Source organism: Moraxella pluranimalium, from assembly GCF_002014825.1.
Lineage (GTDB): Bacteria > Pseudomonadota > Gammaproteobacteria > Pseudomonadales > Moraxellaceae > Moraxella > Moraxella pluranimalium.
In genome coordinates this window covers 308038-321286 of sequence record NZ_MUYU01000006.1, presented here as the reverse complement: position 1 = coordinate 321286, position 13249 = coordinate 308038, and the positions used below count along the sequence as shown (strand labels likewise).

Below are 13249 nucleotides of genomic sequence, written 5' to 3'. Positions count from 1 at the left end.
GTGCTTATCATGCCATCATTGTGCGACAATCGCCACATCAAAACCTGCTTCTTCAATCGCATCAAGGATGTGTTGCTCTGATAAACGTGTGTCATCAAAGCTCACCACTGCATGACCATCTTCATGGCTAATCGACATCAACGCCACGCCATCCAATGCCTGCAAAGCTCGTTGGACGCTGGCACTGCAGCCACCACAGGTCATACCATCGATTGTCAAATTTAGTGTTGTCATACCATCAATTCCTTTAAGTAAAACTTGTCTATCATAGCATATTTCATCAAAGAAACTAAACAAAAAACCCAATGATTTTTTCTAACCATTGGGCGTATTTGCTTTAAAAATTTCAATCATCGCTTGTGTGATTTTAGCCATTCTTTCATCTGCTCAATCTCTTGGCTATGCACTGTCTTGATTTGCTCTGCCAAAGCAGTGATGTCCGCATCGGCACCGTGCTTGATGGCGGTATTTGCCATTTTTATGGCGGTTTTGTGGTGCAAAATCATCGCCTTGATATAAGCAGCATCAGGATTGTCATCAGCAACTTCATCAATCATTTCTTGATAATTGCTTTGAGTTTTTTTCATCAACTCTGCTTGCATTTCATCCGATTGGGCGGTGGTAGCAGGTTGGTTGGCATGATTAATCAGCCAATCTTTCATCCATGCGATTTCTTCTTGTTGCAAATCAATCGCCATTTGTGCAAAATCCCGAATCTGGCTATCTTGACCAAATTTCAACTGCGCATACGACATCGCCACAGCCCCCTGATGATGCACAATCATACTTTTGACAAAGGCGGTGTTGACATCATCGGACTTGACAGCATCTGTCATCTGCTGATAAGTCTGCGTGATGATGGCTTGGTATTTTTCGATATGTGCAGGTTTGGCAGTACTTGATGCTACTTTGGCATCTGTCTTGCCCGTATCGGCACTGGTATCAGCTTGAGTGTCCACAGCTGACATCGCTTGCGTGCTTGTTTGTGCGTTTGCTTGCGTCTCTGCTGTGGATGGCACAGGTGCATTTTGGCTACACGCTGTCATGGCAGTCATGATAAGCACCATCATTGCCAGTGTTGTAAGTCGCAGATTACTTGAGCGCTGATTGGTGCTGATATTGGCTGGGTACGATTTATTCATAAAAAATAACATACACACCCCCTATTTTTTTGATAAAAAAGGTGGCGACCCATAAGTCTGATTGCTTATGGCTTATGGGCGCAACGTGTCGATGAATTATTGATTAATCACATCAACACCAGCTGGTGGCGTGAAGCTAAATTGCGATGCGGCAATTTTTTTGTTCATCGTGATATTGCTAAAACGAATGGTTGTCGTCTGACCAATGGCGTCATTGAGCGTCATCATGACAGGACGGCCACCGTTAAAGCTGATTGATAAGTTTTTGAAATTCGCATTGGCTGATTTTGGCGTCAAGACATAATAGTTCTTTTCGGCATTTGGTTGGCTAACTGTAAAGCTACGGCTGATTTGCGCAGGGTCGCCTGACAATAGCAATGCGGGCGTATCACCGACTTGGTTGGCGGTTGATTGCTTGGTCGCTTGTTGCAAGTCCTTGTCATACACCCAAAGCGTGTTGCCATTGGCGACAATCAACTGCTCTGCCGGTGACTTGGTTTCCCAGCGGAATTGATTTTGGCGTTGGACGCTCATTGTACCGCTAAAAGTGGTGCTTTTTTTGTTAGATTTGGTGATTTGGCTAAAGTTTGCCGACATTGATTTGGTGTTGCTCAATAGACGGTTTAGGTTTTTGGCAGCGTCTTCTTGGCTCGCTGCTGCTGCGTGTGCGGTCGTTGCCATCATTGGGGCGACGGTTGCGCCAAGTACAGTGCTTGCCAAAACAGCTTTTAGAGCCACAGTACGAAATAGGGTTGAAGTTTTGGTTGACATAGTTATTCTCCAAATTGATGGAATGTATTATAAATTGAAAACACGATAAAAGCACATAAAATCTTCGTGTTTTGTCTCAATGCTGAACATGGGCTTATTTTGCCAAGTTTATATGTTGCAATCTACTGCAAAAATGCTAATGATGACACCGAATTGTTACACAGTTGGTTAATTTTTGAGCATTTACTGTAATTTTTAGCAATAATTGACCATTTCAGCGATATTTGTAACAAAATATGACAATTTATTCTGTCATTAAATTCAGTCGCTTGAGCCGAAGTGCATTCATCAGCACCGATATTGAACTTAGTGCCATTGCTGCCGCTGCCATCACAGGGCTAAGTAGCCCCATCGCAGCCAGCACAATGCCGATACAGTTATAAATCAGCGCAAAGAATAAGTTTTGTTTGATGGTATCAAGCGTACGCTTGGCTATATGGTAAGCATAATAGACATGGCTTAATGACTCACCAAGCAATGTCGCTGATGCCGTATGCCGTGCTACATCGGTTGCGCCACCGACCGCAAAGCTCGCCTGCGCTGCTGCCATCGCTGGTGCATCATTAACCCCATCGCCAACCATCGCCACCTGATGACCTGCCTTGACCAGTGTTTCGACGGCGGATAGCTTATCTCGTGGTGACATCTCGCCATGTGCATCACTAATGTGTAGCAGGGTAGCGACTTTATTGACAGCGGCAGTACGATCACCACTCATCAGTACCGTCGTGACACCTGCTTGATTTAGCTTGGCTAGGATTGCTGATGCTTCAGGCTTGATGGTGTCATCAAGTGCTACAATGGCACATGGCAGACCATCAATCGCCATCGCCACCAGGCTTGATGCTGACGATTTATCAAGCCAAATTTGATCAGATGGTAGCTCTGTCATCCCTACAAATTTCGGCGTACCGACAGCCACTTGTCCGATGCCATCAATCTCACCCACAAGCCCCGCCCCTGTGGTACTTTGGATCGCATCAGCACTATAAAGCGTCAGCCCCTGCGCTTGTGCCGCTTGGATAATGGCACTTGCCAATGGATGCACAGCATATTGTTCAATACTCGCCATCAGTCGCAGTAGCATCTGTGCGTCATAGCGGTCTGTCAGTGGATGTAGCATCGTCAGGCTTGGTTTGCCTGTAGTGAGCGTACCTGTCTTATCAAAGACAATCGTATCAATCCGCCCTGCCATCTCAAGACTTGGTGTATCACGAAACCACACGCCATGTCGCGCTGCCACACCCATCCCTGCCATGATAGCAGCAGGCGTCGCTAGTCCTAGAGCACACGGGCAAGCAATCACCAGCACCGCCACCGCTCGCATCAATGCCGTATCAAAGCCCGTGCCAAGCCACAGATTCACCCCAAAGGTCAAAAGCGCAATCGCCACCACCACAGGCACAAAGACCGCCGACACCGTATCGGCAAAGCGCGCAATATTCGCCTTAGACCCTTGTGCATCTGCCAGCGCCGTCATCATATCGCCAAGCTTGGTCTGTGCGCCAGTTGCACAAGCCTGATAAGTCACACTGCCATCACTTAATACACTGCCTGCATAGACCATCTGCCCCACTGCCTTGTGCACGGGTGCGCTCTCGCCCGTCAGATGCGCTTCATTTGCCCATGCTTGACCACTAATGACGATGCCATCGACTGCGACTTTATCCCCCGTATTGGCAAGAAGTACATCACCCACCCCAATCTCATCAATCGCCACCTGCACAAAGCCATCACCCGCCTGCTTATACACCATCGATGGCACAAGCTTGGTCAATAGCTCAAGACTATCAAGACTCTGTGTCTTGGTACGATGCTCAAGGTATTTGCCAAGTCGCACAAAAGCAATCACCATCACCGACGCTTCAAAATACACCCCATGCATCGCATCAGGATGAGTCAGCCAAACATAAGTCGAATACGCCCAAATCGCCGTCGTACCAATCGCCACGAGTACATCCATATTGGCAAGCCCGCCCTTAATACTCGCCCACGCCCCTTGATAAAACTTCGCCCCATATGCCACCTGCACAACGGTCGCTAGCATAAACTGCACCCACACAGGTATCATCAGTGCATGACTACCGACCATCATACCAATCATCCCCACCCAAAACGGCAGGCTTAAGCCCCACAATACCCACAACTGCCACGGCATCTGCGTCTTCGTCATAGGCTTATCAAGCGTCGCACCAAAGCCCGTCTTGGCAACCCAAGCCACTATCTCATCTTGGCTGGTCTTGGTATCGTCATAGCTGACTTGTAGTGTCTCTGTAGCAAAGTTCACCGTCGCCGTCTCGATGGCAGGTTTTTTATTCAGCACTTTTTCGATGCGATTGGCACACGCTTGGCAGGTCATGCCAGTGATGGCGAAATTTTGGTGAATGATTGGCATGATAATTCTCTTTTTCTTAATAGTTTTATCATAATTAACTTATGGTTAAATCAACTCATAATTATCAGCATAATCGCTCATCGCCATCATGTCTAACTTTATGATAAGCCTTATGATAAACCTTGACCTATGGTTAATGTCAAGCCAAATATCAAGATGCTAGCTACCGCACGACACATCAATGACACAACAGTTTCATAAAGTGTTAATTTGATTGATACATCAGTAATAATTTGGTAAAATTCTATGATGGTTATAGTTTATCTCATAATTTAGGAGTAGTTATGAAACGTGTTTTAATCGCTGCGTCACTTGGTTTGGCACTAACTGGCTGTGATGGTGATATTATCAAGAGTATGGCTCGCGCTGTATTGGCTGACGAAATCAATCAAAATCAGCAACAAGCACCACAACAACAAGCCCAACAACCTGTAGCAACCGACCCAAATGCACAGCTACAACCTGTTCAGCCTGTAACCACTGCACCTACACAGCCAACCACTCAAGCACAACAACCAGTGCAACAGCCTGTACAACAACCTGTGCAACAGCCAGCTCAAGTTCAAACCGCGCCCGTACAACAACCAACAACTATTATTGTTCAAGCCGACCAACCGCAACCACAACAGACTGTAAAAGTAGTCAAGCAAGAAAGACCGGTAAATTTTGTACCCACTCACTATATCATGACCAATTCTGATGGTTATGTATTTATGCGTAGTCAACCTGACGCATCAGCCAAAAAAACCACAAAATTGTTTGATGGTACTTATGTACAGCAACTTAGCTGCACCAGTGATTATACCACCCGTACAGATGAAGCCTCAGCCGGCGATGAAGGTTTTTGGTGTAAAGTGCGCACTCAAAATGGCTCAACCGGCTATGTATTTAGTGCCTACTTATACTAAAAAACACCCCTCAACAGTTCTATAACCACTCCAAAAAAACCACTCATCTGCTACAAATGAGTGGTTTTTTATCATGATAAATCAGCTATATTTTCTATCACGGTACGACAGGCACTAGCTCAAGCCCCGTTGTTTCGGGTAGTCCGCATAGGATATTCATATTTTGTACCGCTTGACCTGCTGCGCCTTTGACCAAATTATCCTGCACCACCAGAATCGTCAGCATATCGCCGTCTTGATAGATGGCGATGCGGAGTTTGTTCGACGCACGCACCGAGCGAGTATCAGGTAGCGCGCCTTTTGGCAACACATCCACAAAATACTCATCGGCATAACACGCCTCAAACACACTTTGCCAATCCTGCGCCTCGCCTGCCTCAGACAATGGTACATGAATGGTGCTAAACATCCCACGAATCATCGGCACTAGATGCGGTACAAAGCGTAGCTTGTGTGGGAATTTGGCGGACAAAATCTCATTCACCCCTTGGGCAATCTCAGGGCTATGGCGATGCCCTGCCACGCCATACGCACTAAAGTTATCCGCCGTTTCAGCATAGCTGATACCCAACTTGCCTTGACGACCCGCACCCGAAATGCCCGATTTGGCATCGATGATGATACGCCCATCGACTAGATTTACCCCTGCTTGATTCTCCGCATCAATCACAGGTTTTAGACCCAAAATCGCCGTCGTCGGATAACAGCCCGGATTGGCAATCACAGATGCAGCTGCAATCTTATCACGGCTCACTTCAGGCAAGCCATAAACGCTGTCTTTGAGCACATCTGTGCAAGTATGCGCCATGCCGTACCACTGCTCAAAGTCATCAAGCGACTGCAAGCGAAAATCTGCGCCCAAATCAATCACCTTTACGCCCTTTGCCACCAGTGCGGGCGTATGCGCCATCGCCACGCCATGCGGTGTCGCAAAAAACACCACATCACAGCCATCTGCCATCTGCGCCATCGTCTCATCGGTCATATCGCTAAATGCCACATTGCACACGCCACGCAGACTCGGGAAAATCTCACTCACCGCCTTGCCTGCTTCACTGCGAGAAGTCAAAAACTTCACCACCACAGACGGATGACGGCTCAAAATACGCAACAGCTCAACCCCTGTATAGCCCGTACCGCCGACGATACCGACACGGATTTTCTCATTCATAGTCATCTCTACTACCCTTATTATCAAAGCCTATAAACCCATCCATATTAGCCCAAAGACACCCAAAATGCAATGATATTCATCATGCTACATCAGCAAATTCCATCACTGTACTTAGAGCTTAATTTGACTGATAAAGGTAAGATTGCTGATAACAGCCCAGCGGTTTATGAAAATTCATCATAAGTATGTGGCGCAATCTGAATTGAGAATGTATGCAATTTTTATTATAATTGCTTAAAATTTATTCAATGTTATGGAGTAACACTCATGAGCTACAAAGATGAAACCCTAGCCATTCACGCAGGCTACAGCCCAGAACCGACCACCAAAGCCGTTGCCGTGCCGATTTATCAGACGACTTCGTATTCCTTTGATGATACTCAGCACGGGGCGGATTTGTTTGATTTAAAGGTACAGGGCAATATCTATACCCGCATCATGAACCCCACCACCGCCGTGCTAGAAGCACGAGTGGCGGCACTTGAAGGCGGTATTGGTGGCTTGGCATTGGCATCAGGCATGGCGGCGATTACTTATGCCATTCAGACCATCGCCGAAGCAGGTGACAATATCGTCTCAGTCTCTCAGCTGTATGGCGGCACTTACAATCTATTTGCCCACACCTTGCCAAAACAAGGCATTGAAGTTAAATTCTTTGATGGCAACAATCCTGATGAGCTACGCCACAAGATTGATGACAAAACTAAGCTAGTCTTTGTAGAATCCATCGGCAATCCATTGGGCAATATCATTGATTTACAGGCGGTGAGTGCCATCGCTCATGAATTTGGCGTGCCTGTCATCGTGGATAATACGGTTGCCACGCCTGCCCTACTCAAGCCCTTTGAGCATGGGGCGGATATTGTGGTGCATTCTTTGACCAAGTATATCGGCGGTCATGGTACCAGCATTGGCGGTATTATTGTGGATAGTGGCAAATTTCCTTGGGGCGATTATCCAGAACGCTTCAAATCCTTGAACACCCCTGACCCAAGCTATCACGGTGTCAATTATGTTGAAGCCTTAGGCGAAGCTGCCTATATCGCTCGTGCTCGTGTCGTGCCACTTCGTAATACAGGGGCGGCGATTAGCCCGATGAATGCGTTTTTGATTTTGCAAGGCTTAGAAACCTTAAACCTACGCATGGAGCGACACACCTATAACGCCCAAAAGGTGGCTGAATTTTTACAAAATCATCCCAAGGTAAACTGGGTCAATTATGCAGGACTGCCAAGCCATCCACAGCATGAGCTAGCGGCCAAGTATCTTGGCGGTAAACCATCAGGTATCTTATCCTTTGGGGTCAAAGATGGTCGTGATGGTGGCACACGCTTTATTGATGCCTTGCAATTATTCACCCGTCTCGTTAATATCGGCGATGCCAAAAGCCTTGCTTGCCATCCTGCGACCACCACGCATCGTCAGCTCAATGCCGATGAGCTCAAATCCGCTGGTGTCAGCGAAGACATGGTGCGTCTGTCAGTGGGCATTGAGCATATTGATGATTTGATTGCTGATTTGACACAAGCACTTGAAAAAGTGTAAATCTTAAAACTTAAGCAGCACAGACAGGGCAAGCAATCCACTTGCTCTGTTTTTTGTAGCACAAAAAAACCGCCCGAACAATTCGAGCGGTTGTGATTAGTGCTTAGATAGCTACAAACTTATCCGATAAGACAAACAATCGCCTTTATAAACTAGGTTTGTAATTTTGTTGGTAAGTATGTCCCATTAAGGGCATCTATACAACATATTTGTATAAGTTGAACCATTCTCATAACGCTTAAAATACAATTTATTTTTAACAACTGTAAAGCTAGCATCCTCAGTTTCATGATATAGATTACCTTCAGACCACATTTCAGTTTTAAAAATAGCCCGAAAACTGGTAGCTGAATATTTGGAGTAACGAATTGGCTTATACACACCGCCACTAGCTGGTGCACCCACATCAATTGAACGATTCTTTAGGGTTATGATCCAAATACCATTATCCTCGGGCGAACCCGACTCACCTATTCCTTCGCCATGGATGCATAACTGCCTGATTTGCTTTTGAGTTAAGGTTTCACTCCAATATCCCACCCACTTACCTTGCATTGCTTTCGGAATAGGCTTAGTAGCTGCAAATGCTGAATTTGTCGTTAAAACCAAAGCACCAAAAATCATCGCATATTTGAGAATTTTCATAATATCTCCAAAACCAGAACCAATTATAAAAGATAATTTTATTTTAATAAGTTATTAAAAGAAATACAAGTGATATTCATACAACTAGTTTTTTTATTAATTACTCAAGGTTACAATCAGTACTAGACAGTTCATCAGTCAACAAAAAAACCGCCCGAACAATCGAGCGGTTTTGGCTTGAGCCATCAAATTGATTATTTGATACGCATATCACCAGTTTCAACGAAGCGTTGGTGCCATGATAGTGCTTCAAGCAAGATGTGTGGCGTGTGGATGCCGCCTGCTTTCTCACTCACTGCCAAAGCGCGATCATAGTAGTCACGCAGCATATCACGATAGTCAGGGTGTGAGCAGTTCTCGATGATTAGCTTAGCACGCTGTTTTGGTGACTTACCACGCAAGTCTGCCATACCTTGTTCGGTCACGATGAACATCACATCATGCTCAGTGTGGTCGTGGTGGCTGACCATTGGTACGATTGATGAGATTGCACCGCCTTTGGCAGTTGATGGGCTGACATAGAACGAGAAGAAGCCGTTACGGGTAAAGTCGCCTGAGCCACCGATACCGTTCATCATCTTAGTACCCATGACATGCGTTGAGTTCACATTACCATAGATGTCCGCTTCGATCATTGCATTCATACCGATGATACCTAGACGGCGGATGATTTCTGGGTTGTTGCTGATTTCCATTGGGCGTAGGATTAGCTTATCACGCAAGAACTCAATGTTGTCATTGAAGCGTTGTAGCGCATCTGGGCTAAATGACAATGCAGTCGCCGAAGCGTGCTTCATCTTGCCTGCCAAGATTAGATCCAACATACCATCTTGTAGTACTTCGGTGTAGCCGGTTAGATCTTCAAATGGCGCATCCAATAGACCCGCCATCACAGCGTTGGCGACGTTACCCACACCTGATTGTAGTGGCAATAGGCTCTTTGGTAGGCGACCTGCCTTGACTTCATGATCAAGGAAATCGATGATTTGTGCTGCGATACGCATTGAGACATCATCAGGGTCGGCGAATTTTGAGTTACGGTCACCGCCATTGGTCAATACGATAGCGATTACTTTGTCAGCAGCGCACTCGATATATGGCGTACCAATACGGTCAAATGCACCAACCAATGGGATTGGCTTACGATGTGGTGGCAGACCGACTTCGCCATAGACATCATGCATACCTTCTAGGCCAGCATTTTGGGCAGCGTTGACTTCGATGATGACATGCTTAGCACATTTGATGGCTTCAACCGCATGACCGATACCCATTGCAGGGATGATATGACCTTCTTCGGTGATGCCTGATGCTTCGATGATCGCGATGTCAAACTGACCGTAGAAACCTTGACGCATTTGTTGCTCAACGTGCGATAGGTGCATATCTTGATAAGCAGTACGGCCTGCGTTGATGCTGTTACGAAGTGTTGGATCTGATTGGAATGGTGAGCGGAAATGTACCGCATTGGCTTCGGCTAGTACGCCATCACACTCAGGAGCAGTTGATGCACCTGTCACCATACCGATGCTGAACTGCTCGCCACGCTCATGTGCTGCTTTGGCTTTGTTCGCAATTGCAGTTGGTAGTGCTTTTGGGTAGCCTGCACCTGTAAAGCCTGTGATGGCAAGGTTCATGCCATTTTGGACGAACTCAGCAGCTTGCTCAGCGCTCATCACTTTGTCACGCAGACCTGCGTGGCGAATACGATCGATAGACATAGTTTTATCCTCTTAAGTTATGTTATTCCAGCAATGCGGTTTTTTACATCGCAAATGAATTTACACTTGTAAATTAGCTTGATTTTACCACTAGATGACAGTGAAATAAATAGTCAGTGTTCTATTTTTTGGTATTTTTATCAAATTTCATCTATACAATTTATGTTATTACACATAACAAAACACGCCAAACGAGTGCTTGGCGTGTTTTTGGCAAATCATCAGATTAATGATCTGCAGGGACTTTATCCATATCAATGTCAGGATGCTTGATCAGATGGACGGATGATAAAATCAATCCACCCCAAATCGCAATCATCGCAACTAACATGACGATTAATGCTGTCGTACCCATAATCACTCCTTATTCTTCGTGAGACTTATGTCCTTTGATGTTTGGCAATAGCAAAGCGACAATCGCACAGATAATCACCACGCTCCAACCATAAGTAAACAGCACATCAGTTGGATAGCTGCCATAGCCTTCTTTGAACAGTGATTGCAATGACAATGCTAGTGTAACGATCAGCACCAGTGGTGTCACCACAGTCAGCATAAATGTCCACACAAAGCCGACTTTTACGCTTGAGATGGCATTGATGTGGTTGATAAGCTTAGGCAGTAGACCACGGTTTAGCCAGGTTACCCAGATGATTGACAAGATCGCACCTAGCACGATGCCGATGTTGTTGGCAAAGTTATCGATGATGTCAACAAAGGTGATGGCGTTTTTGGTGCCGAACATAGCAATTGAGATGATCGCAGAGCCTAGACCAACGATAGTCACTGACTTGTTTTTTGACCAGCCGAATTTGTCTTGAACCGCTGAGATTGGCACTTGTAGGATCGATACCATCGATGTGATACCTGCTACGGTCAATGACGCAAAGAATAAGATGCCAACGATGTAGCCTGCATCACCCATGGTTGAGATGATTTTTGGGAATGCGATAAACGCAAGACCGATACCGCCTTTGACCACATCGGCAACTGGTACACCCGATGCCTGCGCCATAAAGCCAAGCACTGAGAAAATGCCAATACCTGCCAATAGCTCAAAGCTTGAGTTGGCAAAACCAACCACCAAACCAGAACCTGTCAAGTTAGCATTGCGCTTTAGGTATGAGGCATAGGTCACCATAATACCAAAGCCGATCGACATTGAGAAAAATACATGGCCATAAGCGGCGAGCCACACTTTTGGATCAGCCATTTTCTCCCAGTTTGGGGCAAAGAAAGTGTCCAGACCCAAAGTCGCACCTGGCAATGTCACCGCACGGCCAACCAAAATCGCAAACATCACCACAAGTAGCGGAATGAAGATTTTGTTCGATAGCTCAACGCCTTTTTTGATACCGCCGTACATGATGAACAGGACAATCGCCCATACCACCACCAAGCCAATCAATAGCTCAGATGAGTAGCTCAGCGTCATCTCGCTGGCGTTTTGTAGATAGGTGTTAAAGAAGAAACCTTCGGTATCCTCACCCCAGCTTTGATCAAAGGCAAACAAAGTATAGCTACCTGCCCAGCTCAGTACTGACGCATAGTAGATACCGATAATGGTACAAACCGCCACTTGCCACCAGCCGATACCTTCAGCTGATTTGACCATACGGCGATAGGCTGTCGGTGGCGCACCTTTGTAACGTTGACCAACCACATAATCCAAGAATAGCAACGGGAAACCCGCCGTTGCCAATGCAATCAAATAAGGAATAAAGAAAGCACCACCGCCGTTCTCGTATGATACATACGGGAAACGCCAAATGTTGCCCAAACCGACAGCCGAACCAATGGCCGCCATAATAAAGCCAGAGCGTGCTGACCAACTTTCACGTTGTGCCGACATAAGCCCTCCAAGTTAATTCAAATCGTGCAAATACACATCCTGCGTTCGTTTCTTGTATTCCTCCAAGAAATGCGACGCCCTATTGTCTTAGTGTTTTAGACCCTTGATTTATTCCATTAAGTTTTTATAAATATAAAAAATGTTTATAAATCACTGGGTTTACAAAACCTAGAATAATAGTTTGAATTAAGAAACATAAAAAGTCAATTTTTTAATGTAAAAAAAGCCCATAATATTTACAATTATGGACTTTGATAAAATTAATACAGGCACAGTATGCAATTAGCGTATCAAACCACGCTCGCTGTTTTTGATTGAATTGATTAGTAGCTGAATTTTTGGCTCGTCTGCAACCATCGCCTCAAGCTGTGCCACCGCCTCATCACGCAGTAGTCCCGAGCGGAACACCACACGATACGCCTGATCGATCGCCTTGATGGTCTCAGCTGACCACCCTTTGCGGCGCATACCTTCTTTGTTCAGACCATGTGTCTTGGCAGGATTACCCGAGACGGTAACAAACGCTGCGACATCTTTTAGGATTAGGCTAGCACCGCCGATCATGCTGTAGTCATCAATACGGCAGAACTGATGGATGCCCGACTGACCACCGATGATGACATAGTTACCGATATGGCTATGTCCTGCCACGCCGACATTATTAGCCAGCACATTATAATCACCAATCATGCAGTCATGCGCAATATGCACATTGACCATGAATAGATTGTGACTACCAATCTTGGTCAAGCCGCCTGCCTGCGCCGTGCCACGATGAATGGTACAAGATTCACGGATACGGTTATAATCACCGACTTCTAGAAATGTTTCTTCGCCTGCGTATTTGAGATCCTGCGGATTCTCGCCAACGCTTGCAAATTGATAAATATCATTATGCTCGCCAATGGTGGTATTTTCGCCAATGATGACATGACGGCGTAATACGGTATGTGCACCGATTTTGGCATTTTTGCCGATGATGCAATATGGCCCAATTTGCGCTGTCTCGTGAATGATTGCTGTTGGGTCAATGATTGCTGTTGGATGAATAGACATAAATTCCCTCAAATAGTATTCGATGTAATTTCTTTGATAA

The 13249-nt window shown here is 45.8% G+C and carries 12 protein-coding genes; 2 read left to right on the top strand and 10 right to left on the bottom strand.

What is annotated here, in order from left to right; translation table 11 throughout:
• Positions 1–15: 15 nt before the first annotated feature.
• From B0680_RS02680 to B0680_RS02665, 4 genes are all read right to left on the bottom strand, one after another.
• Complete coding sequence (locus B0680_RS02680) at positions 16–234, bottom strand: heavy-metal-associated domain-containing protein (protein WP_078253497.1); 219 nt, start codon at positions 232–234, stop codon at positions 16–18.
• Positions 235–350: 116 nt separating this feature from the next.
• On the bottom strand, positions 351–1154 hold the full coding sequence (locus B0680_RS02675; protein ID WP_078253496.1) for a DUF305 domain-containing protein: 804 nt from the start codon (positions 1152–1154) through the stop codon (positions 351–353).
• Between the two features lie 84 nt (positions 1155–1238).
• Positions 1239–1913, bottom strand: a complete 675-nt coding sequence (gene lolA / locus B0680_RS02670; protein WP_078253495.1) for an outer membrane lipoprotein chaperone LolA — start codon at positions 1911–1913, stop codon at positions 1239–1241.
• Positions 1914–2157: 244 nt separating this feature from the next.
• Entirely contained in the window at positions 2158–4308 is a 2151-nt protein-coding gene (locus B0680_RS02665) for a heavy metal translocating P-type ATPase (protein WP_078253494.1), read from the bottom strand.
• Positions 4309–4592: 284 nt separating this feature from the next.
• Here B0680_RS02665 and B0680_RS02660 point away from each other — a divergent pair, with 284 nt between their 5' ends.
• Positions 4593–5216 (top strand): SH3 domain-containing protein, encoded by a 624-nt coding sequence (locus B0680_RS02660; protein WP_078253493.1) that lies wholly within the window; start codon positions 4593–4595, stop codon positions 5214–5216.
• A gap of 97 nt (positions 5217–5313) precedes the next feature.
• On the opposite strand, the gene argC is transcribed toward B0680_RS02660, so the two are convergent.
• Complete coding sequence (gene argC, locus B0680_RS02655) at positions 5314–6387, bottom strand: N-acetyl-gamma-glutamyl-phosphate reductase (RefSeq protein WP_078253554.1); 1074 nt, start codon at positions 6385–6387, stop codon at positions 5314–5316.
• 270 nt (positions 6388–6657) lie between these two features.
• Here argC and B0680_RS02650 point away from each other — a divergent pair, with 270 nt between their 5' ends.
• Complete coding sequence (locus tag B0680_RS02650; protein ID WP_078253492.1) at positions 6658–7935, top strand: O-acetylhomoserine aminocarboxypropyltransferase/cysteine synthase family protein; 1278 nt, start codon at positions 6658–6660, stop codon at positions 7933–7935.
• Between the two features lie 186 nt (positions 7936–8121).
• On the opposite strand, the gene B0680_RS02645 is transcribed toward B0680_RS02650, so the two are convergent.
• From B0680_RS02645 to lpxA, 5 genes are all read right to left on the bottom strand, one after another.
• On the bottom strand, positions 8122–8580 hold the full coding sequence (locus tag B0680_RS02645) for a hypothetical protein (RefSeq protein WP_078253491.1): 459 nt from the start codon (positions 8578–8580) through the stop codon (positions 8122–8124).
• A gap of 194 nt (positions 8581–8774) precedes the next feature.
• Complete coding sequence (locus tag B0680_RS02640; RefSeq protein WP_078253490.1) at positions 8775–10301, bottom strand: acetyl-CoA hydrolase/transferase family protein; 1527 nt, start codon at positions 10299–10301, stop codon at positions 8775–8777.
• A 226-nt stretch (positions 10302–10527) separates the two neighbouring features.
• Positions 10528–10656, bottom strand: coding sequence for a methionine/alanine import family NSS transporter small subunit (locus B0680_RS02635; protein WP_078253489.1), 129 nt, complete (start codon positions 10654–10656; stop codon positions 10528–10530).
• A 9-nt stretch (positions 10657–10665) separates the two neighbouring features.
• Complete coding sequence (locus B0680_RS02630) at positions 10666–12153, bottom strand: sodium-dependent transporter (protein ID WP_078253488.1); 1488 nt, start codon at positions 12151–12153, stop codon at positions 10666–10668.
• 282 nt (positions 12154–12435) lie between these two features.
• Entirely contained in the window at positions 12436–13209 is a 774-nt protein-coding gene (lpxA, locus tag B0680_RS02625; RefSeq protein ID WP_078253487.1) for an acyl-ACP--UDP-N-acetylglucosamine O-acyltransferase, read from the bottom strand.
• Between the last annotated feature and the right edge of the window lie 40 nt (positions 13210–13249).

Excerpts from the sequence above, each read along its gene's own strand:
- B0680_RS02635 (WP_078253489.1), bottom strand. The coding sequence starts at position 10,656 with ATGGGTACGACAGCATTAATCGTCATGTTAGTTGCGATGATTGCGATT.
- B0680_RS02640 (WP_078253490.1), bottom strand. The coding sequence starts at position 10,301 with ATGTCTATCGATCGTATTCGCCACGCAGGTCTGCGTGACAAAGTGATG.
- B0680_RS02630 (WP_078253488.1), bottom strand. The coding sequence starts at position 12,153 with ATGTCGGCACAACGTGAAAGTTGGTCAGCACGCTCTGGCTTTATTATG.
- B0680_RS02675 (WP_078253496.1), bottom strand. The coding sequence starts at position 1,154 with ATGTTATTTTTTATGAATAAATCGTACCCAGCCAATATCAGCACCAAT.
- B0680_RS02650 (WP_078253492.1), top strand. The coding sequence starts at position 6,658 with ATGAGCTACAAAGATGAAACCCTAGCCATTCACGCAGGCTACAGCCCA.
- B0680_RS02665 (WP_078253494.1), bottom strand. The coding sequence starts at position 4,308 with ATGCCAATCATTCACCAAAATTTCGCCATCACTGGCATGACCTGCCAA.
- lolA (WP_078253495.1), bottom strand. The coding sequence starts at position 1,913 with ATGTCAACCAAAACTTCAACCCTATTTCGTACTGTGGCTCTAAAAGCT.
- B0680_RS02660 (WP_078253493.1), top strand. The coding sequence starts at position 4,593 with ATGAAACGTGTTTTAATCGCTGCGTCACTTGGTTTGGCACTAACTGGC.
- B0680_RS02645 (WP_078253491.1), bottom strand. The coding sequence starts at position 8,580 with ATGAAAATTCTCAAATATGCGATGATTTTTGGTGCTTTGGTTTTAACG.
- B0680_RS02680 (WP_078253497.1), bottom strand. The coding sequence starts at position 234 with ATGACAACACTAAATTTGACAATCGATGGTATGACCTGTGGTGGCTGC.
- lpxA (WP_078253487.1), bottom strand. The coding sequence starts at position 13,209 with ATGTCTATTCATCCAACAGCAATCATTGACCCAACAGCAATCATTCAC.
- argC (WP_078253554.1), bottom strand. The coding sequence starts at position 6,387 with ATGAATGAGAAAATCCGTGTCGGTATCGTCGGCGGTACGGGCTATACA.